General features: G+C 70.6%; 26 protein-coding genes. 9 read left to right on the top strand and 17 right to left on the bottom strand.

Features of this window, described 5'->3' with window-relative positions; all coding sequences use genetic code 11:
- Nucleotides 1–117: 117 nt before the first annotated feature.
- Complete coding sequence (locus ACZ7PG_RS07805; protein ID WP_470238319.1) at nt 118–657, bottom strand: snapalysin family zinc-dependent metalloprotease; 540 nt, start codon at nt 655–657, stop codon at nt 118–120.
- A 169-nt stretch (nt 658–826) separates the two neighbouring features.
- Between ACZ7PG_RS07805 and ACZ7PG_RS07810 the strand changes: the two genes are divergently transcribed.
- Nucleotides 827–2,761 carry an ABC1 kinase family protein gene (locus ACZ7PG_RS07810; RefSeq protein WP_470238320.1) on the top strand — a complete coding sequence of 645 codons (1,935 nt, stop codon included), beginning with the start codon at nt 827–829 and terminating at the stop codon, nt 2,759–2,761.
- Here the strand turns inward: ACZ7PG_RS07810 and lepB are convergent.
- From lepB to ACZ7PG_RS07825, 3 genes are read right to left on the bottom strand one after another with little or no spacing between them, the layout of a single operon-like run.
- Nucleotides 2,685–3,452 (bottom strand): signal peptidase I, encoded by a 768-nt coding sequence (lepB, locus tag ACZ7PG_RS07815; protein WP_470238321.1) that lies wholly within the window; start codon nt 3,450–3,452, stop codon nt 2,685–2,687. The two genes, ACZ7PG_RS07810 and lepB, sit on opposite strands and share 77 nt — an antisense overlap.
- Nucleotides 3,449–6,115, bottom strand: coding sequence for an RHS repeat domain-containing protein (locus ACZ7PG_RS07820; RefSeq protein WP_470238322.1), 2,667 nt, complete (start codon nt 6,113–6,115; stop codon nt 3,449–3,451). Before ACZ7PG_RS07820 ends, lepB begins: the two co-directional genes overlap by 4 nt.
- Nucleotides 6,116–6,173: 58 nt before the next feature.
- Nucleotides 6,174–6,506 (bottom strand): YnfA family protein, encoded by a 333-nt coding sequence (locus ACZ7PG_RS07825; protein WP_470238323.1) that lies wholly within the window; start codon nt 6,504–6,506, stop codon nt 6,174–6,176.
- A 17-nt stretch (nt 6,507–6,523) separates the two neighbouring features.
- Between ACZ7PG_RS07825 and ACZ7PG_RS07830 the strand changes: the two genes are divergently transcribed.
- Nucleotides 6,524–7,318: a DUF4184 family protein gene (locus ACZ7PG_RS07830; RefSeq protein ID WP_470238324.1), complete on the top strand. Its 795-nt coding sequence runs from the start codon at nt 6,524–6,526 to the stop codon at nt 7,316–7,318.
- Here the strand turns inward: ACZ7PG_RS07830 and ACZ7PG_RS07835 are convergent.
- From ACZ7PG_RS07835 to ACZ7PG_RS07865, 7 genes are read right to left on the bottom strand one after another with little or no spacing between them, the layout of a single operon-like run.
- Nucleotides 7,308–7,709: a metal-sulfur cluster assembly factor gene (locus ACZ7PG_RS07835; protein WP_284747199.1), complete on the bottom strand. Its 402-nt coding sequence runs from the start codon at nt 7,707–7,709 to the stop codon at nt 7,308–7,310. The genes ACZ7PG_RS07830 and ACZ7PG_RS07835 overlap by 11 nt on opposite strands.
- Nucleotides 7,706–8,155: a Fe-S cluster assembly sulfur transfer protein SufU gene (gene sufU / locus ACZ7PG_RS07840; protein ID WP_285483014.1), complete on the bottom strand. Its 450-nt coding sequence runs from the start codon at nt 8,153–8,155 to the stop codon at nt 7,706–7,708. Before sufU ends, ACZ7PG_RS07835 begins: the two co-directional genes overlap by 4 nt.
- Nucleotides 8,152–9,441 (bottom strand): cysteine desulfurase, encoded by a 1,290-nt coding sequence (locus ACZ7PG_RS07845; protein ID WP_470238325.1) that lies wholly within the window; start codon nt 9,439–9,441, stop codon nt 8,152–8,154. Before ACZ7PG_RS07845 ends, sufU begins: the two co-directional genes overlap by 4 nt.
- 43 nt (nt 9,442–9,484) lie before the next feature.
- On the bottom strand, nt 9,485–10,255 hold the full coding sequence (sufC, locus tag ACZ7PG_RS07850) for a Fe-S cluster assembly ATPase SufC (RefSeq protein ID WP_363997928.1): 771 nt from the start codon (nt 10,253–10,255) through the stop codon (nt 9,485–9,487).
- Nucleotides 10,256–10,287: 32 nt separating this feature from the next.
- Nucleotides 10,288–11,460: a Fe-S cluster assembly protein SufD gene (sufD, locus tag ACZ7PG_RS07855; RefSeq protein ID WP_470238326.1), complete on the bottom strand. Its 1,173-nt coding sequence runs from the start codon at nt 11,458–11,460 to the stop codon at nt 10,288–10,290.
- A 2-nt stretch (nt 11,461–11,462) separates the two neighbouring features.
- Entirely contained in the window at nt 11,463–12,911 is a 1,449-nt protein-coding gene (gene sufB / locus ACZ7PG_RS07860) for a Fe-S cluster assembly protein SufB (RefSeq protein ID WP_470238327.1), read from the bottom strand.
- Nucleotides 12,908–13,723, bottom strand: coding sequence for a helix-turn-helix transcriptional regulator (locus ACZ7PG_RS07865; protein WP_470238328.1), 816 nt, complete (start codon nt 13,721–13,723; stop codon nt 12,908–12,910). The genes sufB and ACZ7PG_RS07865 overlap by 4 nt, the downstream gene beginning before the upstream one ends.
- Nucleotides 13,724–13,823: 100 nt before the next feature.
- On the opposite strand from ACZ7PG_RS07865, the gene mptB reads away from it, so the two are divergent.
- The 6 genes from mptB to ACZ7PG_RS07895 all read left to right on the top strand — a co-directional run bounded on the left by mptB (nt 13,824) and on the right by ACZ7PG_RS07895 (nt 19,490).
- Entirely contained in the window at nt 13,824–15,476 is a 1,653-nt protein-coding gene (mptB, locus tag ACZ7PG_RS07870) for a polyprenol phosphomannose-dependent alpha 1,6 mannosyltransferase MptB (RefSeq protein ID WP_470239007.1), read from the top strand.
- A gap of 6 nt (nt 15,477–15,482) precedes the next feature.
- Complete coding sequence (locus ACZ7PG_RS07875; RefSeq protein ID WP_470238329.1) at nt 15,483–16,409, top strand: ABC transporter ATP-binding protein; 927 nt, start codon at nt 15,483–15,485, stop codon at nt 16,407–16,409.
- Complete coding sequence (locus ACZ7PG_RS07880) at nt 16,406–17,191, top strand: ABC transporter permease (RefSeq protein ID WP_470238330.1); 786 nt, start codon at nt 16,406–16,408, stop codon at nt 17,189–17,191. Before ACZ7PG_RS07875 ends, ACZ7PG_RS07880 begins: the two co-directional genes overlap by 4 nt.
- Before the next feature lie 95 nt (nt 17,192–17,286).
- A complete protein-coding gene (locus ACZ7PG_RS07885) occupies nt 17,287–17,481 on the top strand; it encodes a hypothetical protein (protein ID WP_360471800.1) in 195 nt (64 codons plus the stop codon).
- Nucleotides 17,482–17,564: 83 nt separating this feature from the next.
- The gene (locus tag ACZ7PG_RS07890; protein ID WP_470238331.1) at nt 17,565–18,524 is read left to right on the top strand and encodes a COX15/CtaA family protein; all 960 of its coding nucleotides are present in this window, start codon (nt 17,565–17,567) and stop codon (nt 18,522–18,524) included.
- 48 nt (nt 18,525–18,572) lie between these two features.
- Nucleotides 18,573–19,490: an acyl-CoA desaturase gene (locus ACZ7PG_RS07895; RefSeq protein WP_470238332.1), complete on the top strand. Its 918-nt coding sequence runs from the start codon at nt 18,573–18,575 to the stop codon at nt 19,488–19,490.
- A 206-nt stretch (nt 19,491–19,696) separates the two neighbouring features.
- Here the strand turns inward: ACZ7PG_RS07895 and ACZ7PG_RS07900 are convergent, their stop codons facing one another.
- From ACZ7PG_RS07900 to ACZ7PG_RS07910, 3 genes are all read right to left on the bottom strand, one after another.
- Nucleotides 19,697–20,869 (bottom strand): hypothetical protein, encoded by a 1,173-nt coding sequence (locus ACZ7PG_RS07900; protein ID WP_470238333.1) that lies wholly within the window; start codon nt 20,867–20,869, stop codon nt 19,697–19,699.
- A 351-nt stretch (nt 20,870–21,220) separates the two neighbouring features.
- Nucleotides 21,221–22,081 carry an ATP-grasp domain-containing protein gene (locus ACZ7PG_RS07905; protein ID WP_470238334.1) on the bottom strand — a complete coding sequence of 287 codons (861 nt, stop codon included), beginning with the start codon at nt 22,079–22,081 and terminating at the stop codon, nt 21,221–21,223.
- Nucleotides 22,078–22,368 carry a hypothetical protein gene (locus ACZ7PG_RS07910; RefSeq protein ID WP_470238335.1) on the bottom strand — a complete coding sequence of 97 codons (291 nt, stop codon included), beginning with the start codon at nt 22,366–22,368 and terminating at the stop codon, nt 22,078–22,080. The genes ACZ7PG_RS07905 and ACZ7PG_RS07910 overlap by 4 nt, the downstream gene beginning before the upstream one ends.
- 93 nt (nt 22,369–22,461) lie before the next feature.
- On the opposite strand from ACZ7PG_RS07910, the gene ACZ7PG_RS07915 reads away from it, so the two are divergent.
- Nucleotides 22,462–23,430: a quinone oxidoreductase family protein gene (locus tag ACZ7PG_RS07915; RefSeq protein ID WP_470238336.1), complete on the top strand. Its 969-nt coding sequence runs from the start codon at nt 22,462–22,464 to the stop codon at nt 23,428–23,430.
- On the opposite strand, the gene ACZ7PG_RS07920 is transcribed toward ACZ7PG_RS07915, so the two are convergent.
- From ACZ7PG_RS07920 to ACZ7PG_RS07930, 3 genes are all read right to left on the bottom strand, one after another.
- Complete coding sequence (locus ACZ7PG_RS07920; protein WP_470238337.1) at nt 23,420–23,551, bottom strand: hypothetical protein; 132 nt, start codon at nt 23,549–23,551, stop codon at nt 23,420–23,422. The two genes, ACZ7PG_RS07915 and ACZ7PG_RS07920, sit on opposite strands and share 11 nt — an antisense overlap.
- A gap of 65 nt (nt 23,552–23,616) precedes the next feature.
- The gene (locus tag ACZ7PG_RS07925) at nt 23,617–24,180 is read right to left on the bottom strand and encodes an FKBP-type peptidyl-prolyl cis-trans isomerase (RefSeq protein ID WP_470238338.1); all 564 of its coding nucleotides are present in this window, start codon (nt 24,178–24,180) and stop codon (nt 23,617–23,619) included.
- Between the two features lie 10 nt (nt 24,181–24,190).
- Nucleotides 24,191–26,434 carry a HelD family protein gene (locus tag ACZ7PG_RS07930; protein WP_470238339.1) on the bottom strand — a complete coding sequence of 748 codons (2,244 nt, stop codon included), beginning with the start codon at nt 26,432–26,434 and terminating at the stop codon, nt 24,191–24,193.
- Nucleotides 26,435–26,504 lie beyond the last annotated feature (70 nt).

Consider the following 26,504-nt stretch of genomic DNA (forward strand, 5'->3'; position numbering starts at 1 on the left):
ACGGGTCGGTTTTCGAAGGCGGCCCCGCCGCCCCCCCCCCCCTCGCAGTGAAGCGGGGGTGGGGGGGGGGAAACGTTTTTCCCCCCCTTTTCCCCCCCCACGACCGGCACCGGGCGGCTAGGCGACGTTCCGGGACGCAGCCTCCGAAGCAGCGAAGCCGTTCACCCACAAGGACTGCACCTTCGCCGCCTCCGCCGCGGACGGCTTCGCGTTCTTGCACGCCGTCCCCGGGCCGTGGCCGGACATCAGCTCCGTGCACGGGCCCGTGTAGTGGTCCGGCAGGCCCAGGTTGTGGCCCAGCTCGTGCGCCGCGATGCGGGTCGGGTCGAAGCCCTCCGCCACCTGGCTCGTGTCCAGGTAGATGTCGCCGCGGCCGTGGCCGTTCGTGTTCGTGTATGAGCCGCCGCTGTGGATCTCGTGGAACTTGATCGTCGCGCCCGAAGTGCGCTTGACCAGCTTCACGTCGGTGACCGCGGCGTTCCAGTTGGCCGCGCCCTGGTCGATCTGGGCGAGGTAGTCCGGCGCGCCCGACGAGCTGTAGTACAGCGTCGTGACCGCGGCCGCCGAGGCGGCGGGGGCGACCGCGAGCCCCAGGCCCAGCGGGGCCGCGAGTGCCGTGGCCACCGCCACGATCCGGCCGATCGCGCGTCCGTTCATCGTGTCTCCTTCGTCCGGTTTAGAGAACACTTCACCGTGGTTCGCGCGGTCAGGTTAGAAGTCCACGGACGAACGGGGCCACGGCCGAAAGTAGTTCCCTCGCGGGAGGGAGCCCCGTCCCGCCGCCGCAGGAGCCGTCCGGCCCGGCCCGCGTGGTCTGCTCGGCGGCATGGACGTCTTGCTGGGCCTGCTGACCCTCCCCCTGTACGCGCTCGTGCTGTGGCCGCTGGTGGTCGCGTCGCGGCGGGTGCTCGGCGTCCGGATCGGCGCCGTCCCCGCGCTGTGCGGCGCCGGGTTCGGCTGGCTCGTCGCGGGTGGCATCGGCCAGGCGTTCCCGGTTTCCCTGCTGCACCACGGCGGCGCGGCCATCGGCTTGCTGATCCCGTTGGCGGGCAGCGCTTTCCTCGCGACGCTGATCTTCCTCCTGGTCGCCGAGATGGCCTTCCCCGGTGGGTTCCGGCCGCGCTCGCTGCTCACCAAGGTCCGGCGCGCCCGCCGGTACTCCCGGATCAGCCGGATCGCCATCAAGCACGGCCTCGGCCGCTACCTCGCCGGCCGCCGCGACCCCGATCTCGCGCCCGGGCGGCACGCCAAGCTCGCCCGCTCGCTGCGCCAGGCGCTCGAAGAGGGCGGCGTGACGTTCGTGAAGCTCGGCCAGCTGCTTTCGACGCGCGCGGACCTGCTGCCCCCGGTGTTCGTCGACGAGCTCGGCAAGCTGCAGGACCGGGTCGCGCCCGCGAAAGCCGACGCCGTGTGGGCCGTGCTGACCGAGGAGCTCGGCGGCTCGCCCGACGACGTCTTCGCCGAGTTCGACCCGGAACCCCTGGCCGCCGCGTCGGTCGCGCAGGTCTACCGGGCGAAGCTGCGCGGTGGCGAGGACGTCGTCGTCAAGGTCCAGCGCCCGGGCGTGCGGGAGCAGGCCGAACGCGACATCGACATCGTCCGGCGCGTCGCCGCGGCACTGGAAGAACGCGCGGACTGGGCCCGCTCGCTCGGGGTCGCCGAACTCGCCGACGGGTTCGCCGAAGCGCTCACCGAGGAGCTCGACTTCACCATCGAAGCCCGCAACATCACCGCCGTGACCGCGACTTCGTGCCCGGACGTCGTCCTGCCCACCGTCCACAAAGCACTGTCCACGGAGCGCGTCCTCGTCATGTCCCGGTTGGACGGCAAGCCGCTGGAGACCGCACCGGCGGCCGACCGCAAACGGCTCGCGCGGTCACTCCTGCGCTGCCTGCTCGACCAGGTGATGATCGGCGGTGTCTTCCACGCCGACCCGCACCCGGGCAACCTCATGGTGCTCGCCGACGGCCGCCTGGGGCTGCTGGACTTCGGCTCGGTCGGCCGGCTCGACGCCGGACTGCGCGGCGGCCTGCAGAACCTGGTCCTGGCTCTGGACCGCGGCGACCCGGCCGCCCTGCGCGACGGCCTCCTGGAGATCGTCGACCGCACGGACGACATCGACGAGCAGCGCCTCGAACGTGCTCTCGGCGCCTTGGTCGCCCGGCACTTCGGGCCCGGCCGCGCCGCCGGGCTCGACCTGTTCACCGGGCTGTTCCGGGTGGTCGCGGACTTCCGGCTGAGCGTGCCGCCGCCGGTCGCCGCGGTGTTCCGGGCGCTCGCGACGGTGGAGGGCACCCTGGCCGCGCTGGATCCCGCGTTCGACGTCGTGGCCGAGTCGCGCGCGTTCGCCGTCGAGCAGGTCGGCGCCCGGCTGCGGCCGGACTCACTGCGCCACACCGCGCTCACCGAGGTCATGGCGCTGCTGCCGGTGCTGCGCCGCATCCCCCGCCGCGTCGACCGCATCGGCGCGGCCCTGGAGGAGGGCCGGCTGTCGGTGAACGTCCGGCTGTTCTCCGACGAGCGCGACCGCGACGTCGTCACGAGCCTGGTGCACGAGGTCCTGCTGGCCTTCGTCGGCGCGGCGACCGGGCTCATGGCCGTGCTCCTGCTGACCGGCACGGGCGGCCCGCGCATCGCCGCGGACCTGACCCTGCACCAGGTGTTCGGCTACAACCTGCTGGTGGTCAGCGCACTGGTGGGACTGCGGCTGCTCTTCGTCGTCTTCCGGCGCTCCGGACGACGGTCACGAACAGCCCGATGACCCCGGCGATGAAGAGCACCACGCCGCCGGCGATCCACCACCGCAGCGTGCCCAGCGTCGAGTCGCCCAGGGGCGCGCCCGGCAGGCCCGCGTCGGTGAACGCCGTGACGGCCGGCAGCGGCTTCGGCGTGACCGAGGTGCCGGTCGCGACCACGAACCCGCTGACCCCGGACAGCTGGACGACGCCGCGGAACCGGGAGTCGTCGGCGTTGCCCCGGTTGTCCCCGGAGACGAAGACCGCGCCCGGCGGCACCCGCACGGAGAAGGTGGTCGTCGCCACCGGGTCCTGCGCGTCCGGGCCGGTGCTGAGGTAGGTCTCCGCGATCGCCTTGTCGTTGACGGTCAGCTTGCCGTCGGTGCAGCACGCGACCGCGTCGCCGGCCACCCCGACGACCCGGAAGACGCTCCCGCCCGGCTCGTCGCCCCGCTCGAAAGCCAGCCGGTCGAACAGGATCACGTCCCCGCGGTGCACCTCCTCGCCGTCCCGGTCGCGGACCACGACGCGGCCGCCGGACTGCAGCGTGGGACTCATCGCCCCGCCCGGCGTCACGTACGACCGGTAGCCGAGCAGCATCGTGCCCACGCCGTAGGCGCCGGCCCCGATGCCGAGCAGCATGACGGCCGCCATCGCGAGGACCAGCGGCAGCGCCCGGCGCCGGGACGCGGCCGGCGGCGCGGACACCTCGGTCACGACGACGAACCTTCCTTCACGAAGAACGAGTAGGAGCGCTGGGTGTTGTACCCGCCGTCGCGGTAGCGGTGGGAGACGGTCAGCGAGTAGTAGCCCGGCTGCTTCGGCGTCCACGTCAGCGTCGCCCGGCCGTCCGGACCCGCCGCGACCGTCCCGCTCTCGTTCTCGGAGTGGCCCGAGAAGGTGTAGCTGTAGCTCGACACCGTGTCCGACGCCGACGAGAACCGGAACGTCCCCGGCACCCCCGGCCCCCCGCTGAACTTCCCTTCGGGGTAGTCGTCGGAGGCGATGATCGCTTGGCTGAACACCGAGAACGAGTAGCTCGACTCCGTCGAAAGCGTCCCCGCGGCATCCCGGGTCCGGACGGAGAGCTGGTAGCTGTCGTAGCCCGGCGGGGTCCAGTCGAAGGACGCGCGGCCGTCCGGGCCGACCGGGACGGTCACCTCCTGACCCGCCAGGTAGTAGACGAAGTCGACCGCACCCGGCTGGTGGGCCACCAGGGCGAACCGGCCGGGGTGACCGGCGGTGGTGCCGTCCCGCGGGAAGTCCGCCGAGGTGATCTCCGGCTCGTCGTGGACGAAGACGGAGCCGTAGCCCGGGTCGGTGGTGATCCCGCTCGCCGTGACCGCCTGGGCCCGGACGGTCTGCCAGCCGCCGGTGGCCGGGACCCAGGTGATCGCGGCGGTGCCGTCGGCGCGAGCCGCGATGGTGCGCGGGAGTTCGGATCCGATCGAGTACTCGTACTTCGCGACGCCCGGCACCTTGCTGCTGAACACCGCCTCGGCGGCCTCGCCCGGGTGCGCGCCGCCGGTGATCGTCACCTTCGGCGCGGCGCCGTCGACGGTCAGGTACACGGACCGCTCGAGGGTCTGCGCGGCCGGCCCGCTGTGGCTGCGGATCCGCAGCAGGATGTAGTCGGTGCGATCGGGCGTCCACGTGATGGTGGCCGTGCCGTCCGGACCGGCGGGCACCGACCGGTACTCCCCCGGCGAACCGCCGTTGAGGATGAACGCGTAGTCGTACGACGTGACGCCGGCCGCGCGCGGCGCGAAGGTCATGGTCCGCGGCGCGCCGAGCGGGATCACGCCGTCCGCGCCGGTGACCGTCGGCATGTCGTCGACCTGGAACCGGTAACCCCGCTCCGCCGACACGCGCCCCGACGCGCCCTTGCTCCGCACGAACACGTCGTGGAACCCGCCGCTCGGCGGGGTGATGGTCGCGGCGCCCTTGCCGTCGGCACCCGCGGGCACGGTCAGGGTCGGGCCGTCGTCGAGCCGGTACTGGTACTCGACGACGTTTTCCAGCTGCATCGGCGAGAACGTGAAGACACCCGGGATCCCGACGCCGCCGTCGAGGGTGGTCCAGCCCTGCGGGTACCGCACCGACCAGACGTCGGGCCGCGACTCGCGGACGTAGAAGCCCGTCGACAGCGTCTGCGAGCGGTTGCCCGCACGGTCGATCGCGTAGGCGTAGATGTAGGTCCAGCCCGAGTCCGTCGGGGTCCAGGTGACCGTCACCGGGCCGCCCGGGTGCTCCGGCGCGACGGTCTTCGGGTCGGTCCAGCCGCCGGTCGCGATCGAGTACTCGTAGCCGACGACGTCGTCGGAACCGCTGGTGCTGAAGGTGAAGTGCCCCGGCACGCCGACGTCACCCTGCGCGCCGGACACGTCGGTCCGGTAGACGTCGGAGGTGACGGTGGGCGCGTTCGGCACGACGCGGTCGACGGTGAAGTAGCAGGTGGTGCTCCACGGCGAGACGTCCGTGCCGTCGTCACCCCGGACGCGCCAGCCGTACGTGGTGCCTTCGGTGAGCTCCTCGCTCTTCACCAGCACCGAGCCCGATCCGCCTTCGTAGACCGGAGCTTCGAGCTCTCGCCGCGCCGACGGCTGGTCGACCGGCCACAGCTCGTAACGCGCGGTCAGTCCGTCGCCCTCGTCCGGGTCGGTGAAGTGCCCGCTCATGACGACCGACGGGGTGAAGTCGCGGTAGTTCGGGTTGAGGTAGCGGCCGGGCGCCTCGGGGGTGCAGGCCGTGTCGTTGTTCTCGAGTGCCGTGGGCGCGGCGGGCGCGCCGTTGTAGCCGACCTGCAGCGCGACGTCGCCGGCGAAGTCCCGGGCGTAGCGCGGGTCGAACTCCTGCACGGCCGGGACCCGCAGCTCGAGCGTCAGCGTCGAGTCGCCCCGCGCGGCCGCCGCCGAGAGGGCGGCGGTGACGTCGAACCGGGCGTCCGCGACGACACAGCCCGATGCCGGTTTCCCCGCGGTGGCAAGACGTTCCAGCTCCGCGGGCGGCTTCAGCCACGACGAGCGCGAGGTGAAGGGCGCGGTGCGCCACAGCTCGAGCGAGCGCTTGCCGCAGTCCGCGGCACGCGTCTCCTTCGCCGCGACGGCGGCCGAGACGACGTGCGTTCCCTTGAACCGGGCGACGTCGAAGGCGAAGAACGACCGGGCGGCCGTCGCGCCGCGCGGCGTGGTGCCGACCGGGGCGGCGCCCGTGCCACCCGGGTGCGAGACGGTCGGCGTCGCGGCTTCGACGTACCCCCAGGAAGCCCGGGCGACGGTGGCGGACGGCACGAACCCGTCCGCGGCCGAAGCCGCCGGAGCCGCGAGGACGGAGATGGACCCGGCTATCAGGACGGCCGGAAGCAGGACAAGCTGGCGCATACGTTCCCCCCATGACGAGTGCACCGGTGTATCGACCGCGGCGGGAGAACGTTACGGATCACCCGGAGCGGGGTGCGTACATGATCACCGCGACCCCGCCCAGGCACAGCACCGCGCCGAGCACGTCATAGCGGTCCGGGAGGTAACCGTCCGCGACCACGCCCCAGGCCAGCGAGCCCGCCACGAACACGCCGCCGTACGCCGCGAGGATGCGGCCGAAGTGGGCGTCGGGCTGGAGCGTCGCCACGAAGCCGTACAGGCCCAGCGCCACCAGGCCACCACCGATCCAGAGCCAGCCGCGGTGCTCGCGGACGCCCTGCCAGATCAGCCACGCGCCGCCGATCTCGCAGACGGCCGCGGCCAGGAACAGGAGGATCGACCGCAGGACCACCCCGGGATACTAGCCCGGTGCCGTTCACGCTGAGTCATCCCGCCGCCGTGCTGCCGCTGGTGAGACGACCGCTGGTGCCGTCCGCGCTCGTCGCCGGTTCGGTGGCTCCGGACGTCTTCTGGTTCGTGCCGCGGCTGCCCGGCGTCGGCCTCACCAAGACCCACGAACTCGTCTCGGTGCTCTGGCTCGACCCCCTGATCGCCCTGGTCCTGCTGGCCGTGTTCCAAGTCGTGCTGAAGCGGCCGCTCCTGGCACTCGCGCCCCGGCCGCTGACCGAACGGCTCCCCCGCGACTTCGGCTGGAAGCGGCCGGGCTGGATCGCGCTGTCGCTGGTCCTCGGCGCCGCCACGCACGTCGGCTGGGACGCCTTCACCCACGAGAACGACGGGTTCGCGTTCCTGCGGACCCCGCTCGTCACCGGGGTCGACGTCGGACGCCTGATCCAGCTGGTCAGTACGATCGCCGGGGCCGCGATCCTGGTCTGGTGGCTCGTGCGCTGGTACCGCACCGCGCCCACCCGCCCGGCGCCGGAAGGCACCCGCCACCGCAAGCCCGTGGTCACGGTCCTGGCCGCGGGCGCCCTGGCCGGCGTCCTGGCGGAAGTGCTGCCGTTCCTCGCCCACCACGACGCGATGACCCGCGCGGGGGTGGCCGGCAACGCGACCTACCTGGCGGTCACCGGCGCCGGCAGCGGTTTCCTCACCACGCTCGTCCTGTACGCGCTGGCGTGGCACGCGCGGTATAAGTCGTTATACAAAAAGCGGGCCACCCCGGAGGGTGACCCGCTCGATGAAAAGACCGTCAGACGGTGAAGCCGAGGGCGCGCAGCTGCTCGCGGCCGTCCTCGGTGATCTTCTCCGGGCCCCACGGCGGCATCCAGACCCAGTTGATCCGGAAGTCCTTGACCAGGCCGCCGGACGTCAGCGCGGCCGACGTCTGGTCCTCGATGACGTCGGTCAGCGGGCAGGCCGCCGAGGTGAGCGTCATGTCGATGGTCGCCGTGTTGTCCTGCTCGACGCGGATGTCGTAGACCAGGCCCAGGTCGACGACGTTGATGCCGAGCTCCGGGTCGACGACGTCGCGCATGGCTTCCTCGACGTCCTCGAGCTTGGCGAGGTCGAGGTCCTGCGTCGCCGTGGTCTCGGCGTCGAGGTCGGCGGCGGTCCGGCCCTCGCGAGCCTCGGTGGCGGTGTCTTCGGTCATGCTTTCTCAGCTCCACTGGTGGTCCGGGCGACGGCGTCCTTGAAAGCCATCCAGCCGAGGAGGGCGCACTTGACGCGGGCCGGGTACTTGGCAACGCCCGCGAAGGCGATCCCGTCCTCCAGCACGTCCTCGTCCGGCTCGATCTTTCCCTTGCCCTGCATCAGTTCCACGAAGGCGTCCATGGTGGTGAACGCCTCCTCAAGGGTGTGGCCGACGACGAGATCCGTCAAGACCGACGTCGAGGCCTGGCTGATGGAGCAGCCCTGGCCGTCGTAGGAGACGTCGGCGACCTTCCCGTCGTCCACCTTGACCCGCAGCGTCACCTCGTCGCCGCAGGTCGGGTTGACCTGGAACGACTCGGCGTCGAACGGGTCGCGCAGGCCGCGCCCGTGCGGGTTCTTGTAGTGGTCCAGGATGATCTCCTGGTACATGCTCTCCAGGTTCACTGGGCCACCCCGAAGAACTTCTGGGCCTCACGGACCCCCGCGACCAGGGCGTCCACTTCGGACAGCGTGTTGTAAAGGTAGAACGACGCGCGCACGGTCGCCTGGGCGCCGCACGCGCGGTGCAGCGGCCACGCGCAGTGGTGGCCGACGCGGACGGCGATGCCGAGGCTGTCGAGCACCTGGCCGGCGTCGTGCGGGTGCACGCCGTCGATCATGAACGACACGGTCGCGCCGCGGTCCTTCAGGTCGGTCGGCCCGATGATCCGGACACCCGGGATCGCGCCGACGCCTTCGAGCGCGGCCGCGGCCAGCTCGTGTTCGTGGGCCGCGATGCGGTCCATGCCGATGGCCGAGAGGTAGTCGACGGCCGCGCCGAGGCCGATGGCCTGCGACGTCATCGGCACGCCGGCCTCGAACCGCTGCGGCGGCGGCGCGAAGGTCGAGCCCTCCATGCGGACCATCTCGATCATCGACCCGCCGGTGAGGAACGGCGGCATGACCGACAGCAGCTCGGTGCGTCCGTAGAGGACACCGATGCCGGACGGGCCGAGCATCTTGTGGCCGGAGAACACCGCGAAGTCGACGCCGAGAGCGTGGAAGTCGACCGGGAAGTGCGGCACCGACTGGCAGGCGTCGAGCACGGTCAGCGCGCCGACGGCCTTGGCCTTCTCGACGAGCAGCGACACGGGGTTGACCGTGCCGAGCACGTTCGACTGGTGCGCGAACGCCACGACCTTGGTGCGCTCGGTGATGAGCTCGTCCACATCGGACAGATCGAGACGACCGTCGGAGGTCACCTTGAACCACTTCAGCGTCGCCCCGGTGCGCTGGCACAGCTGCTGCCACGGCACGAGGTTCGCGTGGTGCTCCATCTCGGTGATGACGATCTCGTCACCCGGGCCCACGACGAAGCGCGCGGCTTCGGGACCGGCGGTGGCGGCGTTGCTCATCGAGTACGCGACGAGGTTGATGCCCTCGGTGGCGTTCTTGGTGAACACCAGCTCTTCGGGGTCGGCGCCGACGAACTCGGCGATCTTCGCGCGTGCGGACTCGTAGGCGTCGGTGGCCTCTTCGGACAGCTGGTGCGCGCCGCGGTGGACGGCGGCGTTCGACGTGAAGACGTAGTCACGTTCCGCGTCGAACACCTGCTGCGGACGTTGGGACGTCGCCCCGGAGTCCAGGTACACCAAGGGTTTCCCGTCGCGGACGGTGCGCGACAAGATGGGGAAGTCGGCCCTCAGGGCCGCCACGTCCAGTGGCACAGAGCTGGCCGAGGTGGTGGTCATCGGGCCGACTCCTCTCGTTCTCGGTGTAGTACTGGGAAAAGCGTCAGAGCGCGGCCGGCTCGGGCTTGCCGACGTACTTGACGTAGCCGTTCTCCTCCAGCTCGTCCGCCAGCTCCTTGCCGCCCGACTCGACGATCTTGCCGCCGGCGAAGACGTGCACGAAGTCCGGCGTGATGTGCCGCAGGATCCGGGTGTAGTGCGTGATCAGCATGACGCCGACCTCGCTCGAAGCCTTGTACGCGTTCACGCCGTCCGACACGACGCGCAGGGCGTCGACGTCGAGGCCGGAGTCGGTCTCGTCGAGGATGGCGAACTTCGGCTTGAGCAGCGCCAGCTGCAGGATCTCGTGGCGCTTCTTCTCGCCGCCGGAGAAGCCCTCGTTGACCGAGCGCTCGGCGAACTCCTGCGAGATCTCGAGCTTGCCCATCTCCTCCTTGACCTCCTTGACCCAGTGGCGCAGCTTGGGGGCCTCGCCACGGACCGCGGTGGCCGCGGTGCGGAGGAAGTTGGACATGGAGACGCCGGGGACCTCGACCGGGTACTGCATGGCCAGGAACAGGCCGGCGCGGGCGCGCTCGTCGACGCTCATCTCGAGGACGTTCTCGCCGTCGAGGAGCACCTCGCCGGAGGTCACCTGGTACTTGGGGTGGCCGGCGATCGCGTAGGACAGGGTGGACTTGCCGGAGCCGTTCGGGCCCATGATCGCGTGGGTCTCGCCCGACTTGATCGTCAGGTTCACGCCCTTGAGGATCTCCTTGGCGCCTTCGTCGGTGTCGACCGAGGCGTGCAGGTCCTTGATTTCCAGGGTAGCCATTCTTCGTTTCCTAAAGTCTGCGGTGGACGGCGTCAGGCGCCAACGGCTTCGAGCTCGGCCTCGATCGCGGCTTCGAGGCGCTCGCGCACCTCGGGGACGTCGATCTTCACCAGGATCTCGTGGAAGAACCCGCGCACGACCAAGCGTCGAGCGGCTTCTTCGGCGATCCCGCGCGACTGGAGGTAGAACAACTGCTCGTCGTCGAACCTTCCCGTCGCGCTCGCGTGGCCGGCGCCTTCGATCTCACCGGTCTCGATCTCGAGGTTCGGCACGGAGTCCGCGCGGGCCCCGGGCGTGAGCACGAGGTTGCGGTTGAACTCGTAGGTGTCGGTCGACTCGGCCGCGGCGCGGATCAGCACGTCGCCGATCCAGACCGTGTGCGCGCCCTCGCCCTGCAGCGCGCCCTTGTAGCCCACGCGCGACTTGCAGTTGGGCACCGCGTGGTCGACGAAGAGGCGGTGCTCCTGGTGCTGGCCGCCGTCGGCGAAGTAGACGCCGAGCATGTCGACGTCGCCGCCCTTGTCGGTGAAGGTCGCCGTCGGCGAGACGCGGACCAGGTCACCGCCCAGGGTGATCACGGTGTGCCGCAGCGCGGCGTCGCGGCCCAGCTTCAGGTGCTGCTCGGAGACGTGCACCGCGTCGTCGGCCCAGTCCTGGACGCTGACCACGGTGACCTTGGCGCCGTCGCCGATGACGAACTCGACGTTGTCGGCGTAGGTGCCGGAGCCGACGTGGTCGAGCACGACCACGGCTTCGGCGAACGCCTCGGCGCGGACCTGCAGGTGCCCGTAGGCGACCTTGTCGACACCAGGACCGTGGATGCGCAGCACCGACGGCTTGGACGCCTTCGTCTCCTTGGGCACCGTCACGACGGTGGCCTTGGTGAACGAGGAGTAGGCCTGCGCGGCGATGCGGTCGCTCGGCACGCCGGCCTGGCCCAGGCGCGAGTCGTCGCGGCCGACGGTCTCGATGGTCAGTTCGGGGGCGGCGTCGGCTTCCAGCGTGATCTCGCCGGTGGCGGGCGCGCTGCCGTCGTGCAGGCCGCGCAGCCGCTTCATCGGCGTGAAGCGCCAGTTCTCCTCACGGCCGCCCGGGACCTCGAAGGCCTCGACGTCGTAGGAGGTGAAGCGCTCCGCGCGGGAGGCGGCCGGAATGACCGCCCCCTCGCGAAGAGCCTCGGAAACGTTGTTCTCGGTAACCGACATGACTAGCCGACGGACCCTTCCATCTGGAGCTCGATCAGGCGGTTCAGCTCGAGCGCGTACTCCATCGGCAGCTCACGCGCGATGGGCTCGACGAACCCGCGCACGATCATCGCCATCGCCTCGGCCTCGTCGAGACCGCGCGACATCAGGTAGAACAGCTGCTCTTCGCTGACCTTCGACACCGTGGCCTCGTGGCCCATGGACACCTCGTCGTTGCGGATGTCCACGTACGGGTACGTGTCCGAGCGCGAGATCGTGTCCACCAGCAGGGCGTCGCAGACGACGCTGGAGCGCGAGTGGTGCGCGCGCTTCGCCACGCGGACCAGGCCGCGGTACGAGGTGCGGCCGCCGCCGCGCGCCACCGACTTCGACACGATCGTCGAGGAGGTGTACGGCGCGAGGTGCTCCATCTTGGCGCCCGCGTCCTGGTGCTGGCCCTCGCCCGCGAACGCGACCGAGAGGACCTCACCCTTGGCGTGCTCGCCCATGAGGAAGACCGACGGGTACTTCATGGTCACCTTGGAACCGATGTTGCCGTCGATCCATTCCATGGTCGCGCCCTCTTCGCACTTGGCGCGCTTGGTGACCAGGTTGTAGACGTTGTTCGACCAGTTCTGGATGGTCGTGTAACGGCAGCGGGCGCCCTTCTTGACGATGATCTCCACGACCGCCGAGTGCAGCGAGTCGGACTGGTAGATCGGCGCCGTGCAGCCCTCGACGTAGTGCACGTACGCACCTTCGTCGACGATGATCAGGGTGCGCTCGAACTGGCCCATGTTCTCGGTGTTGATCCGGAAGTAGGCCTGCAGCGGGATGTCCACGTGCACGCCCTTCGGCACGTAGATGAACGAGCCGCCGGACCAGACCGCCGTGTTCAGCGCGGAGAACTTGTTGTCGCCGGCCGGGATGACCGAGCCGAAGTACTCCTCGAACAGCTCCGGCTGCTCCTTGAGCGCCGTGTCGGTGTCCAGGAAGAGCACGCCCTGGGCCTCGAGGTCCTCGCGGATCGAGTGGTAGACGACCTCGGACTCGTACTGGGCCGCGACACCGGCGACGAGGCGCTGCTTCTCCGCCTCGGGGATGCCGAGCTTGTCGTACGTGTTCTTGATGTCCTCGGGAAGGTCTTCCCAGCTCGCAGCCTGCTTCTCGCTGGAGCGGACGAAGTACTTGATGTTGTCGAAGTCGATCCCGGAGAGGTCGGCCCCCCAGTTGGGCATGGGCTTCTTCTCGAAGAGCTTGAGCGCCTTCAGTCGCGCTTCGCGCATCCACTCCGGCTCGGACTTCTTCCCGGAGATGTCGGTGACGACATCTTCGTTCAGCCCGCGACGGGCGCTGGCGCCCGCTTCGTCGGAGTCGGCCCAGCCGAACGCGTACTTGCCAAGGGACTCGATGGTCTCTTCCTGGCTCAGTGGCGCGGTGGTGGGAGTGCGCTGCTCGGCAGCGGCAGTCATGCGGGTTTCCCTCCATTCGGGATCCGTGCTGTGCGCCCTGAGGGCACCGTTCTGACCGGCTCGGGATGGGCCGGCGGACCCGCCGAAGCGGGTACGTGGGTGGTGCACGCGGAGTCACCGCGTGCGATGGTCGCCAGCCGCTGGACGTGGGTGCCCAGCAGCTGCGCGAATGCCTCCGTCTCGGCCTCGCAGAGCTGCGGGAACTCCGCGGCCACGTGGGCGACCGGACAGTGGTGCTGGCAGAGCTGCGCGCCGACGTTCTGGCCCGGTGCCGGAGCACCGACCTGACGGGTCGACGCAGCGTAGCCCTCCCTGGTCAGCGCGGTCGCCAAGGCCTCCGCGCGCGCCGCCGGATCACTCGATCCGGTGATCGCGGAGCGGTGCGGCCCGACGAGCTTCTCGATGCGCTGCTCGGCGAAGGCGCGGACGGCGTCCTCACCCGCGTGCTCGGCGAGGAAGCGGATGGCGGAGACGGCCAGGTCGTCGTAGGCGTGCCCGAACCGGGCGCGGCCGGCCTCGGTCAGCAGGAAGAGCTTGGCCGGACGGCCCCGGCCCCGGGGTCCGCGCCGCGACGCGTCCCGGGTCTCGGCTTCGCCGTCCGCGAGAAGCGCGTCCAGGTGCCGACGGACGGCCGTGGGGCTGATCCCGAGCTGCTCGGCGACCACGACGGCGGTCATGGGACCCTGTTCCAGGAGTACCCGGGCGACCTCGTGCCGGGTCTTGCCCTCGGCGCTGACCTGCGACGGGACGACGGGGAGCCCGGCGCGCGCCAGGTCGCCGCCCGCCTCGTCACCCGCCTCCGTCTTTTTCACAACACAAGTGTGTCTTATTTCCGGATGACCCGCAAAGGCGGGGTGTCCGGCAGTGACCCGACTCACTCGACGGCGGCCCCGATACCCTGCACCCGTGGCAGTGGGTGAACAGGACCAGCAGGCGACGGTGCTCGCGACCGAGGACGCCCACCCCGTGACGCTCTCACCCGTCCGGCCCCTCGAACCCCTCCCCCTCGAAGCCGACGAGCAGCGCGGGCTCAACGTCGTGCGCCGCTTCGGCACGATCGGGTCGCTCTTCCTCGCCCTCGGCTCCCTCGGCGCCGGCGCCGCCCCGGTGATCAACCCGGTGCAGGAGATCCCGGTGCTGCGGCTGTTCACCCGGATCCCGACGGTGTCGCTGGCCATCGCGATCTCCGGGATGGGCATCCTCGTGCTCAGCTGGCTGATGCTCGGGAAGTTCGCCCGGCCCGACCGCGCCCGGCTCGCCTCGCAGGGCCAGCTCGCGCGCACGATCGCGCTGTGGGTGCTGCCGCTGCTGGTCATCCCGCCGCTGTTCTCCCGCGACGTCTACAGCTACCTCGCGCAGAGCGAGATCGTGCACCGCGGCATGGACCCCTACGTCCTCGGCCCGGCGCAGGCCCTCGGCGTCGCCGACCCGTTCACCGCGGGCGTGTCGAACATGTGGCGCGAGACGCCGGCCCCGTACGGGCCGCTGGTGCTGCGCCTCGGCGGCTGGCTCGCGCCGCTGTCCGGCAACAGCATCGCCATGGGCGTCCTCCTGCAGCGCGTGCTCGCCCTGGCCGGCGTGGTCCTCATCGTCTGGGCGCTGCCCCGGCTGGCCCGCCGCTTCGGCGTCCAGCCCGCGACCGCGCTGTGGCTCGGCGCCCTGAACCCGCTGCTGATCTTCCACTTCGTCGCCGGCGCCCACAACGACGCGCTCGCCATCGGCCTGATGCTGGCCGGGCTGGAGGTCGGTATCCGCAAGCTGCCGATCCGGGTGAAGGGCGACACGCCACCACCGCTGGCCCGCGGCGAGCTGCTCTACATCGGGCTCGGCGTGGCGATCATCACGCTCGGCGTCGCGGTGAAGGTCCCCGCGGTGTTCGCGCTGCCGTTCTTCGCGGTGATGGTCGCGCGCCGCTGGCACGGCCGGCTGAAGGACCTGTTCCTGGCCGGGGCGCCGATGGCGGCGTGGTTCGGCGTGGTGCTGACCGCCGTGTGCTTCGGCAGCGGGCTCGGGTTCGGCTGGGTGGGTGCGACGTTCAACACGCCGGGTCTCGTCCGGTCGTGGATCTCCCCCACCGCCGAGCTGGCCAACCTCTCCGGGGTCCTCGGCATCGCCCTCGGGCTGGGCAACCACACCAACGGGCTGGTGCCGATCCTCGGCGCGCTCGGCTACCTGGTCGCGGTCGCCATCACGGTCAAGTTCCTGTGGGACAGCTTCAAGTGGCGCTACCGGCCGATCATCGGCCTCGGCGTCTCCCTCGGCGCGGTGATGATCCTGCAGATCAACCTGCAGCCCTGGTACCTGCTCTGGGCGGTGATCCCGCTGGCGGCCGCGGCCGGGACGTCCCGGTTCCGGGTGGCCGCGGCGGTCGTGTCCGCCGCCCTGCCGTTCCTGCTGCCGCCGACCGGCAGCACGTTCGACGGCCGCCCGTACGTGCTCCCGTTCGCCTACGTCGCGGCGATCGTGGTGTGCGGCGGCGGGATGCTGATCGTGCGGCGGCTCGCGCCCGTCCTGCTCTCCAGGCCGTCCCCGCGGGTGCCCGCGCGGGCCGACGCCGTATCGTGACCCGATGTGAGTGCCCCCGCCGTCGAGATCACCGGGCTGGTCAAAAGCTACGGCTCCACCCGCGCGGTCGACGGTCTCGACCTGCGGATGGAGCGCGGCAGCCTGCTCGCCCTGCTCGGCCCGAACGGGGCCGGCAAGACCACCACCGTCGAGGTCTGCGAAGGCTTCATCAAGCCTGACGCGGGTTCTGTCCGGGTTTTGGGACTCGATCCGGTCCGTGAATCGGCCGCGCTGCGCCCCCGCGTCGGCATCATGCCCCAGGGCGGCGGCGCCTACCCCGGCGTCCGCGCCGACGAGATGCTCGGCCTGGTCGCCTCCTGCGCGGCCTCCCCGCTGGACCCGGCCTGGCTGCTGGACATCCTCGGGCTGACGACGGTCCGGCGGACGCCGTTCAAGCGCCTGTCCGGCGGCCAGCAGCAGCGGCTTTCCCTGGCGTGCGCGCTGGTCGGGCGCCCGGAGCTGGTGTTCCTCGACGAGCCGACCGCGGGCATGGATCCCCAGGCCCGGCGCCTGGTGTGGGACCTCCTGGGCGCGTTGCGCCGCGACGGCGTCTCGGTGCTGCTGACCACGCACCTGATGGAGGAGGCCGAAGCGCTGGCCGACACGGTGGTGATCGTGGACCACGGCAAGGTGGTCGTCTCCGGAGCGCCCCAGTCCTTGACGATCGACGAAAGCGGCAACGCGGGCCTCCGGTTCAAGGCCCGCACGCGGTTGGACACGGCGTTGCTGACGGCGGCGCTCCCGGAGGGGTACGCGGTGCGCGAGTCGGCACCGGGCACGTACGTCGTGGTGGGGTCGGTCGACCCACAGGTCGTGTCGACGGTCACGGCGTGGTGCGCGCAGCAGGGCGTGCTGCCGGAGGAGCTGCAGGTCGGCAAGCGGACGCTCGAGGAAGTCTTCCTGGAGCTGACCGGGCGGGAGCTGCGGGCATGAGCGTGTTCGAGCCCGGTGTATTCGTCCCGGCACCCGGACGGGGGTCGCTGGGCCGGATGCTGCGCACGCACGCGCGGGTCGAGGCGAGCCTGACGTTGCGCCACGGCGAGCAGGTGCTGTTGACGCTGCTCATCCCGCTGGCGTTGCTGATCGGGTTGTCACTGCTGGACATCCTGCCGGCCTCCCAGCTCGGCTCGACGTCCAAAGTGGACTGGATCACGCCCCGCATCCTGGCGCTGGCGGTGATGTCCTCGGCATTCACCGGCCAGGCGATCGCCCTGGGGTTTGATAGGCGTTACGGGGTACTGAAGCGCCTGTCGGCGACGGCGTTGCCGCGGTGGCTGCTGGTGGCCGGTCGTTTGATGGCCGCGCTGGTGGTGGTCGTGCTGCAGTCGGTGATCATCGGCGTGGTGGCGGCGTTCCTGGGGTGGTCACCTTCTCCGGCCGGACTCGCTTCGGCGGTGGTGCTGCTGGTGTTGGGGACGCTGGCGTTCGGGGCGCTGGGCGTGCTTTTGGGCGGGGCTTTGCGGGCCGAGGCCGTGCTGGCGTTGGCGAACATCGTGTGGTTCGTGTTGTTGCTGGCGGGCGGGATCCTGCTGGCGCCGTCTGCGTTGCCGTCGGGGCTGGCTCGCGTGGTGGAGCTGCTGCCGTCGGGTGCTTTGGCGGAGGGGATGCGCGCGGCGCTGGTGGACGGGGCTTTCGCGCCGGGGCCGATGGCGGTGCTGGCGGTGTGGGCGGTACTCGCGGGAGCACTGGCTTCGCGGACGACCAAGCTCACCTGAGTCCGATCAGCACGGGTAGAAGTGACCTCACGGACCGCGCGCCGTCCTGAAAAGGTCATCCGGATTCGCATCCGGACCCCAGGGGGCTGCTTCACATGGTTTCGAAAACCCGCGTCTTCTTGATCATGCTGCTCCTGCTCGTGGTGGCGATCGGCGCAATCATCCTCCTGGTGAAGGTGGACGCGGGAGCGTTCTGGATCCGGACGGTTCCCCTGGCCGTGCTGGGCTTCGGGGCGGTCATCGCGCAGTCGATGGGCCTCTTCCAGAAGAAGGCGAAGAAAACCGAGTGACCTAGGTCCCTTGCGCACTTCCGGTCACTCTGGGCGCCGGGACCTGCCGAAAGCCGTATTTCCGCGCGCTCTACCATCGATGGGTGCCGTTCACCAGCCTCGTCGCCCGCCTGCCGTACCCCTCCGCCGCCGTGCAGCGGGCCGTCGGGATCGCCGCGGTCCTCGCGCAGGCGCTGATCGGCGTCACCGGCTCCATCGTGCGCGTCACCGGCTCCGGCCTCGGCTGCCCGACCTGGCCGCAGTGCGTCGCCGGCAGCCTGGTCCCGGTCGACCACCCCGGCATCCACGCGCTCAACCAGTGGATCGAGTTCAGCAACCGGATGCTGACCGGCGTCGTCATCGCCGTCGCCGCGGTCGCCGTCATCACGGCGTGGCGCGTGCAGATCGACCACCCGAGCCGCACCCGCCTGGTCAAGCTGGCCTGGACGATGCCCGGCGGCGTCGTGCTGCAGGCCGTCGTCGGCGGGATGACCGTGCTCGCCAAGCTCGAGTGGTGGACCGTCGCGATCCACTTCCTCGCCACCACTCCCCTCGTCTGGCTCGCGGTCCTGCTGCTGCGCGCGTTCCGCGAAGGCGACGAGCCCGCGCGCTCGCTGGTCCCCAACCGGTCGATCCTGGTCGCGCTGGCCGTGGTGATGTGGCTGGTGCTCGCGGCGGGCACGACGGTCACCGGCGCCGGCCCGCACAGCGGCGACATCAACACGCACCGCCTGGCCGTCCCGGTCGAGACGCTCGCCCAGGTCCACGGCGGACTGCTGGTGCTCTACATGCTGCTGCTCGCGGTGTTCGGCCTCCAGCTGATGCGCATCGGCGCGCCGAAGGGGCTGTGGCAGCGCTACATCTGGGTCTGGGTGATCGCGCTGGCGCAGGGCGGGCTCGGCTCGCTGCAGTACGCGCTGGGCGTGCCGGAGGCGATGGTGTCGTTCCACGTCCTCGGCGCGATGGCGGTGATCATCGCGACGGCGTCCCTGTGGATCGGCAGCCGCGACCGCGGCCCGGTCGTCTCGCTGACGGCGGCCCCTAAGGAACTCGCCACCGCCTGAGCAACCGCCGGTCACACCGCCTTAACTCGCACCGCATAGGGTCTGCGCATGACGACGCGCTCCGCGCCCAAGCCGATCATCTCCCACCGCCGGGGGACCGGCGAGATGCTCGTGCTGAAGACGTTCCTGCTGGTGCCGTTCGCGGCACTCCTCGTCGCGGTCCCGCTGGTGTGGGGCTGGGGCATGAGCTGGATCGACCTGATCCTCGCGGCGGTGTTCTACGTGTTCGCGACCCTCGGCGTGACGGTCGGCTTCCACCGCTACTTCACGCACGGCGCGTTCAAGGCGTCGCGTCCCCTGCGGGTGGTGCTGGCGATCGCGGGCAGCATGGCGGTGCAGGGTTCGGTGATCTTCTGGGTGGCGAGCCACCGCAGGCACCACGCGTTCGCCGACCGCGAGGGCGACCCGCACTCGCCGTGGCTGTTCGGCACATCACCATCGGCCCTGCTGCGCGGCTTCTGGCACGCGCACATGGGCTGGATGTTTTCCCGCGAGGTGACCAACGCGGACCGCTTCGCCCCGGACCTGGTGGCGGACGACGATCTGCGGGTGGTCAACCGGTACTTCTGGCTGTGGATCACCCTGAGCCTGGCCCTGCCGGCCGCGCTGGGTGGGCTGCTGTCGTGGTCGTGGTGGGGCGTCGTGACGGCGTTCTTCTGGGCCGGGCTGGTGCGGATCGCGTTCCTGCACCACGTGTCGTGGTCGGTGAACTCGATCTGCCACCTGATCGGGGAAAGGCCGTTCGCATCGCGCGACAAGGCGGCGAACTTCTGGCCGCTGGCGATCCTGTCGATGGGCGAGAGTTGGCACAACTCGCATCACGCGGATCCGACTTGTGCGCGGCACGGGGTGTTGCGGGGGCAGGTCGACGTTTCGGCGCGGGTGATCCGGACTTTTGAGCAGCTCGGCTGGGCAACTGATGTCAGGTGGCCGCGGGCCGAGCGCATTGCGGCGAAGCGGGTCTGAGTTCCACCCCGCTATTTACGCACGGTAAACTGTTCTCGCAGACCGTAGTCTGCGTCCGGCAAGTACATAGAGGGAGAGAGCGCGTGCAGCACCACCAGCACGCCGGTGGCGGCGAAGGCGGCGGCAACACCGGTAACTGACCCGGCAAGTACGCCGGTCGACTCTCTCCAGGGAAGGGAATGACGCCACATCGGCGCGATGTGGCTTCATTTTCGCGTTTCCGGCCACCGGAAAGCGATCCCGTACTCTTCACGCGGATGGCAGCACCCCTCGAAGGTGTGCTGGACGAACCCGTCACCGACTTCGAGCAGGCGCGGATCGCTCGCCGGCGGACGTCTCAGCCTTTCGACCTCCAACTGCTCCGCGTACCACCAGCAGACTTCGGGTAGGCACTCTTCGTCGAAGTTCACGCGGATGGTCAGGCCGCCTCGCGCCACACCGTGGTGATCCACCTTGACGCTGATCCACCTGCGCTCTTCGTCGAGGTTCCCGTCCACCGCTTCGGATACGAAGCTGTAGGACTCGCCGCGCCGCAGCTTCCGCCGGAAGCGCAGCCTGACCAGAACCGGATCGCCGGGGCGCTCGCCGGGTGTGGCGGCGAGCCGGCAGTTCCACAGCGCCTTGACGGGAAGTTCGACGAGGTTCCCGGTCCAGCCCGTCTCCGCATAGACGTCGTAGCCGTCGAGGCCGTCCTTACGAGCGACGACGTCCCGCTCGGTGAGGCGCCGCGCCGCCGTTCGCCGATGCATGACCACGGTGACGGTCATCCGCTCGACGAACGCCGGCTGTGCGCCTTCCGACGGAGCGCGGAATTCCTCGGCGTCCCCCTCATCACGAGGCGTTCCGGTCATGGCCAAGCGCCCGATGTCCACGTAGGGCAGCCAATCTTCGCCCTTGAGGTGCTTCAGCTTGCACGCCACGGCAGCGCCGAGCATTCCGAGCGCGCCCGCCCAGGCTTTGTTCATCGGTGTGTTCGACAGCGGTTTCCGTTCGCCGAAGAGACCGCGAACCTCGGCCAGCTGACCGAATCGATCACCGAGTTTCACTGCCCAGTTCGCGCTGCCGTCCGGCACCGGCGGAAGCCGGAACGCGGCCAGCAGGACGAAGTGCTCGCGCGGTTCCACCACTGAGCCCAGCTTCCCGATCTCGTCGACGATGAGTCCCCAGATCGCCCACGCGCGCAGTTCCGGCGTCGCCGCCGGCACCGACGCAGTCGGGCCGAGGAGGCAGCCGAGCGAGGTGCCGGAACCGCCCGACGAAGATTCGGCCGCGCGCCGGAGAGCACCGAGCGGGTCTCCATCCCGGCGCCTGGCCAGCGATCCCAGCGCAGCCTTCTCGGGCGATTCCTCGATGCGTTCCCGATTCAGCTGCGCTGCCACCGCGCCCCCTCCGCTTCGGAAAGATCGCCCACAAAGATCGAAAACGCGCGAGAAAGTCCGACAAGCAGAAATATCTCCGCATCACCAAAGATCATTTCCGTTCCCCGCTCCCACCAGCCACGCTGAACCGAAGTGCACTAGTACACCATAGAGAGGGGTAGTACAGTGAGCAATGGAAAGCACGTTCGAACTTCGGATCACCAGGACGATTCCCGGGGCCTACGCAAATTGATCAAAGCCGGGTTGACCGGCATCGGCGGGCTTTATGTGATCACCGGCTCGCTGGCCGTGACCACGATCGGCGCGATCGTCGCCTTGGCGCTGGCGGCCGCGCAGCGGGCGTCCCGGTGACTACGCCAGCTGCTGCCGCACCGCCGAGGCGAACCGCAGCGCCGCCGACGGATCCGTCTGGCGGAACCCCAACGACGGCTCCGTCAGCTCCAGCTCCAGCAACAACGGCTTCCCATCCGAACCCCGCACCACATCCACCCGCGCGTACAACAACTCGGCACGCAAGATCCCCAGCAAAGCCGACGCCGTGTCCAGCACGTCCTCCGCCAAAGCCACCGCATCAGCAGGCGGCGAGGCCGCGGCCAACGACTCGGCAAGGTACAGCCCCGACGAATCCATTTCGGACCCCAGCATCGCACCCTTGGTGAACGCGTGCGAGTAGAACCCGCCCAGGTAAACCAAAGCCAACTCACCAGAAGTGTCCACACTGGACTGATACGGCTGGATCAGCGCCGTGTGGCCGTCGGCGTGCAAAGAAGCCACGTGCGCCGAAGCGTCCGCTCCGGCCGCGAACCGGGCCGCCCCACGGGAACCCGCGCCCACCGAGGGCTTCACCACGAAGTCCGACGATGGAAAACGAGCCGTGTCGCCCGGAGAAACCAGCGTTGTCGGGACCACCGCGACACCCGCGTCGAGCAGCTCCGCGAGGTACGACTTGTCCGTGTTCCACCGGACCACCGCCGCCGGGTTGTACAGCGATGGGACCGACTCGCACCACGCGAGGAACTCCGGACGCCGCGAAGGATAATCCCACGTCGCGCGGAGGATCACCGCGTCCGCCGAGGAGAAATCGGCCGGAGAGTCCCATGCCGCCCACGACACCGAGAATCCCAGTGACTCCAGGGCCGGCACCACCGCGTCGTCGTCGCCGTCGCCCGAGGGGAGCTCTGCGCAGCCGACCAGGATTGCTGTGCGCTTCACCGGCCCGCCATCTTGCGGCGGTGCTCCGGGCCGATCTTCGTGGCCTTCACCGTCTCCGCGTCCCACGTTGCCGGGGAGAGGTCCTCGACCGCCTCGATCAGGGCCGAGCCCGTCTCGACGCTGGGGACCACGACGTCACCGAGCGCGCCGTCGGCTCCGATCAGCACCACGCGGGCGCCCGCGCGGCCGATGTTCTCCACCACCGCGCGGGACGGCTTGCCGTGCGCCTTCACGAACTTGCGGGCCGCGCCCAGCTGCGCGCTGGTGGGCGAAACAGTCTCTTCCACGTCCCGAACCGTACCCAACCGGCCGCCGGAACGCGGAACAGCGTGGCGTCGGCCATAGTTGTGCCTGGGAGGAACCCGACCCCAGGAGGACGCATGCCCACCGCAGTGCAGGTGACGAAGACCGGCGGCCCGGAAGTGCTCGAAGCGGCCGAAGTGGACGTCCGCGCCCCGGAGGCCGGCGAACTGCTGGTCGACGTCGCCGCGGCCGGCGTCAACTACATCGACACCTACCAGCGCCAGGGCATCTACCCGATCGACCTGCCGTTCGTGCTCGGCCTCGAAGGCGCGGGCACGGTCGTCGAGGCCGCGCCCGGCACCGGGTTCGAGGCCGGTGACCGCGTCGCCTGGCAGGGCTCCCTCGGCAGCTACGCCGCGCGCAAGATCGTGCCGGCGGAGATCGCCGTGAAGGTACCCGAAGGTGTCTCTCTCGAGACGGCCGCCGCGACCATGCTGCAGGGTATGACCGCGCACTACCTGGTCGCCTCGACGTTCGAGGTCAAGGCGGGCCACGACGTGCTGGTGCACGCGGCCGCGGGCGGCGTCGGCCTGCTGCTGGTGCAGCTGGCGAAGGCGCGCGGCGCCCGCGTCATCGGCACGGTGTCGACCGAGGAGAAGGAGAAGCTCGCCCGCGAGGCCGGCGCCGACGAGGTGATCCGCTACGACCGCGACGACTTCGCCAAGATCACCCGCGAGCTGACCGGCGGCGACGGCGTCGACGTCGTGTACGACGGCGTCGGCAAGGACACGTTCGACGGCAGCCTGGCCAGCCTCAAGGTCCGCGGCCTGCTGGCGCTGTTCGGCGCGTCCAGCGGCCCGGTCCCGCCGATCGACCCGCAGCGCCTCAACTCCGGCGGCTCGCTGTACCTGACCCGCCCGACGTCGGCGCACTACACGCGCAGCCGCGAGGAGATCGACTGGCGGTCGAAGGAGCTGTTCGACGCGGTCCTCGCGGGCGACCTCACCGTCCGCATCGGCGGCAGGTACCCCTTGGCCGACGCCCGCAAGGCCCACGAGGACCTTCAGGGCCGACGGACCACCGGCAAGCTGCTGCTCATTCCCTGACCCACACCGCGCGCCAGTGGAAGCCGTCCTGCTCGGCGCGCTCGGCGGTGAACTCGACGTCGGCGCCCACGGTCAGCTGCCGGAAGGCGTGCGGCGGGGCCTCGACCATCGAGTAGTGCACCCCGACCCCCCAGCCGTCTTCGACGTGCCATTCGCGGACGCGGCCGCGGTGGGTGTCCAGGAGACTCAGCCCTGGTTGCCCGGCACCGTCACCGCGTCGGTGACGAAGACCAGCGTCTCGTTCGGCTTGATGCCGCGGCCGCCCTCGCCGTACGCGAGGTCCGGCGGGATGATCAGCAGGCGACGGCCGCCCTGCTTGATGCCCTCCAGGCCCTTGTCCCAGCCCGGGATGACCTCGCCCGCGCCCAGGGTCAGGTCGAACGGCTTCTGGCCGAACGAGCTGTCCAGCACCTGCTTGTCCGACCACGTCACCAGGTGGTAGTTCATCTGGAGCTGCTGGCCGGCCTTCGCGCCGGTGCCGGTGCCCTCGGACAGGTCCTTGGTGATCAGCTTCTTCGGCGGGTCGCAGTCGTCCGGGATGGTGATCTCCGGCTTCTCGCCGAACTTCCCCGTCGTCTTGATGTCGTCCGCCGTGCACTCGCGGCCCTTGCTCTGGGTCGCCTGCGCGGCGTCCGACGACGGGACGGACGGGCCCGCCGGGGCCGCCGTCTGGGTCTTGGCGTCCTGGCCGCACGCGGCCAGCGACAGCGCCGCCGCGGCGACGACCACGATCTTCCCGATCTTCTGCATGCCGGGCACCCTAGCCAAGCACGGAGAGTGCCGGGACGTCGTCACCCGTGGCGACCACGCCGAGCCGCCGCGTAGCGCGCGTCAGGGCCACGTACAGGTCGTTGAGCCCCCGCGGCGAGCCCGCGACGACCTCGTCGGGCGCGACCAGCACCACCGAGTCGAACTCCAGGCCCTTCGCCCGCTCGACCGTCAGCACGCTCAGCCGCTCGTCGTGCTCCGAAAGCCACGACGACACCTCGTCGAACCGGGCCGCGGGCACCAGGACCGCGACCGTGCCACCGTCCACTTCGGACAGTTCACGCTCGACCAGCCCGGGCAGCTCCGAGGCCAAGGACGAAGGCCGCGCCGACCACGGCGCCACCCCGGTCTCCCGCACCGAAGACGGCGCCGACAGCGCCGGGTCGACCTCGGCGAGCACGCGGGCCGCGACCGCCATGATCTCCGCGGGCGTGCGGTAGTTCACGGTCAGCTGCTCGAGCCGCCACCGGTCCGCGACGTACGGCGACAGCGCCTCGCCCCACGACCGCGCGCCGCCGGCCGCGCCGGTCTGCGCGACGTCGCCGACCAGCGTCATCGAGCGGTTCGGCGAGCGGCGCATGAGCAGCCGCCAGTCCATCGCCGAGAGCTCCTGGGCCTCGTCGACGATCACGTGCCCGAACGTCCACGTCCGGTCCTGCGCGGCGCGCTGGGCGGCGGTCAGCTCGCTGCGCTCCACCTGGCGCTCGGCGAACAGCTCGGCGTCGAGGACGTCGGAGACGCGCAGCATCTCCTCGTCGATGATCTCCTCGTCCTGCTCGAGGATGTCGAGCACGCCCTCGGCGTACGCGCGGTCCTCGCGCTCACGGCGTTTGCGCTCGACGCGGGCCTCGGTGTCGTCGACGCCGATCAGCTCGGCCAGCTCGTCGAGCAGCGGCACGTCGGCCGGCGTCCACTTCGTGTCGCGGCCGCTCTCCAAGAGGGCGCGGTCTTCGGGTGAAAGCAGCTTCCGGACGGCGCCGGCGAGGCGTTCGCGGTCGGCGAACAGGTCGTCGAGCACGCTTTCGGGCGTCAAAACCGGCCAGAGGGAGTTCAGCGCCGCGGCGATGTTTTCGTCCGCGGCCAGCTCGGCGCGGATGTCCTGGAGGTCCTGCCCGTCGAGGAGGTCGTCCCCCAGCTTCCGGGCGGCCTGGCGGGTCAGTGCGTCGAGGACGTCGGAGACGAACAGGCGCCGCGCCGGGTTGTGCGGACGCCGCGAGCGGCGGGCGCGGGTGCGGGCGTCGGTGCAGGTCTTGCGGTCCAGCCGCAGCACGTCGTGCTCGTACTCGATCTCCATGACCGGTTCGGGCACGCGCTGGCGGTCGCGCACGGCGTTGGCGAGCACCTCGGCCATGACCAGCCGGCCCTTGACCTCGGTCGTCTCGCGCGCCTCGACGCCGTCGGCGTCCAGGCCCGGGTAGAGCTGCCCGACGGTGGCGAGCAGCACGCCGGTCTCGCCGAGCGACGGCAGCACCTGGCCGATGTAGCGCAGGAACGTGCTGTTCGGCCCGACGACGAGCACGCCGCGCGTGGTGAGCTGCTGGCGGTGCGTGTAGAGCAGGTAGGCCGCGCGGTGCAGCGCGACGGCGGTCTTGCCGGTGCCGGGGCCGCCCTGGACGACCATGACGCCGCCCAGCGGGGCACGGATGATGCGGTCCTGCTCGGCCTGGATGGTGGCGACGATGTCGCTCATCTCACCGGTGCGCCGCTGTTCGAGGGCGGCCAGCAGCGCGGCCTCGCCGGCCAGCCCGAGGTCCTGTCCCTGGTCGGCGGCGGTGAGGTCGAGGATCTCGTCGTCGAAGCCGGTGACCTTGCGGGTCAGCGACCGCAGGTGCCGGCGCCGCCGCACCCCGTCGGGCGACGCGGCGGTGGCGAGGTAGAAGGGCCGGGCGACGGGCGCCCGCCAGTCGACGAGCAGCGGCCGGTAGTCGTCGTCTTCGTCGAACAGCCCGAGCCGGCCGATGTAGGTGGTCTCCTCGGCGTTGCCGGGGACGAAGTCGAGCCGCCCGAAGGCCAGCCCCTGCTCGACGGAGCCGAGCTGGGCGAGCCGCTCGGTGTAGAGGGTGGTGGCGACGTCGCGTTCGGTGCGGGCCTGCGGGGTGCCGCCGGTCTGGCGGAGGGTCTCGTCGAGGCGCCGCTGGGCCTCGACGCGTTCGGCGTCGAGCTTCGCGTAGAGGGTGGTGACGTAGGCCTGCTCGCGGGCGAGCTCGGCGGTGAAGCCGTCCGAGGACACGGACAAGAGGATCCTGCTTTCGCCTCAAGGAAAAGAGCCGGTCAAGTCTAACGACCCCGGCGGCGCGATCATTCCG

This window comes from Amycolatopsis sp. NPDC114504 (assembly GCF_055633595.1).

What these genes read in the sequence shown, in the direction of transcription:
- sufC (WP_363997928.1), bottom strand. Translation starts at nt 10,255, where the DNA reads ATGGCTACCCTGGAAATCAAGGACCTGCACGCCTCGGTCGACACCGAC.
- ACZ7PG_RS07880 (WP_470238330.1), top strand. Translation starts at nt 16,406, where the DNA reads ATGAGCGTGTTCGAGCCCGGTGTATTCGTCCCGGCACCCGGACGGGGG.
- ACZ7PG_RS07820 (WP_470238322.1), bottom strand. Translation starts at nt 6,115, where the DNA reads ATGCGCCAGCTTGTCCTGCTTCCGGCCGTCCTGATAGCCGGGTCCATC.
- ACZ7PG_RS07805 (WP_470238319.1), bottom strand. Translation starts at nt 657, where the DNA reads ATGAACGGACGCGCGATCGGCCGGATCGTGGCGGTGGCCACGGCACTC.
- ACZ7PG_RS07895 (WP_470238332.1), top strand. Translation starts at nt 18,573, where the DNA reads ATGACGACGCGCTCCGCGCCCAAGCCGATCATCTCCCACCGCCGGGGG.
- sufB (WP_470238327.1), bottom strand. Translation starts at nt 12,911, where the DNA reads ATGACTGCCGCTGCCGAGCAGCGCACTCCCACCACCGCGCCACTGAGC.
- ACZ7PG_RS07915 (WP_470238336.1), top strand. Translation starts at nt 22,462, where the DNA reads ATGCCCACCGCAGTGCAGGTGACGAAGACCGGCGGCCCGGAAGTGCTC.
- ACZ7PG_RS07885 (WP_360471800.1), top strand. Translation starts at nt 17,287, where the DNA reads ATGGTTTCGAAAACCCGCGTCTTCTTGATCATGCTGCTCCTGCTCGTG.
- sufD (WP_470238326.1), bottom strand. Translation starts at nt 11,460, where the DNA reads ATGTCGGTTACCGAGAACAACGTTTCCGAGGCTCTTCGCGAGGGGGCG.
- ACZ7PG_RS07925 (WP_470238338.1), bottom strand. Translation starts at nt 24,180, where the DNA reads ATGCAGAAGATCGGGAAGATCGTGGTCGTCGCCGCGGCGGCGCTGTCG.
- ACZ7PG_RS07845 (WP_470238325.1), bottom strand. Translation starts at nt 9,441, where the DNA reads ATGACCACCACCTCGGCCAGCTCTGTGCCACTGGACGTGGCGGCCCTG.
- ACZ7PG_RS07835 (WP_284747199.1), bottom strand. Translation starts at nt 7,709, where the DNA reads ATGACCGAAGACACCGCCACCGAGGCTCGCGAGGGCCGGACCGCCGCC.
- ACZ7PG_RS07810 (WP_470238320.1), top strand. Translation starts at nt 827, where the DNA reads ATGGACGTCTTGCTGGGCCTGCTGACCCTCCCCCTGTACGCGCTCGTG.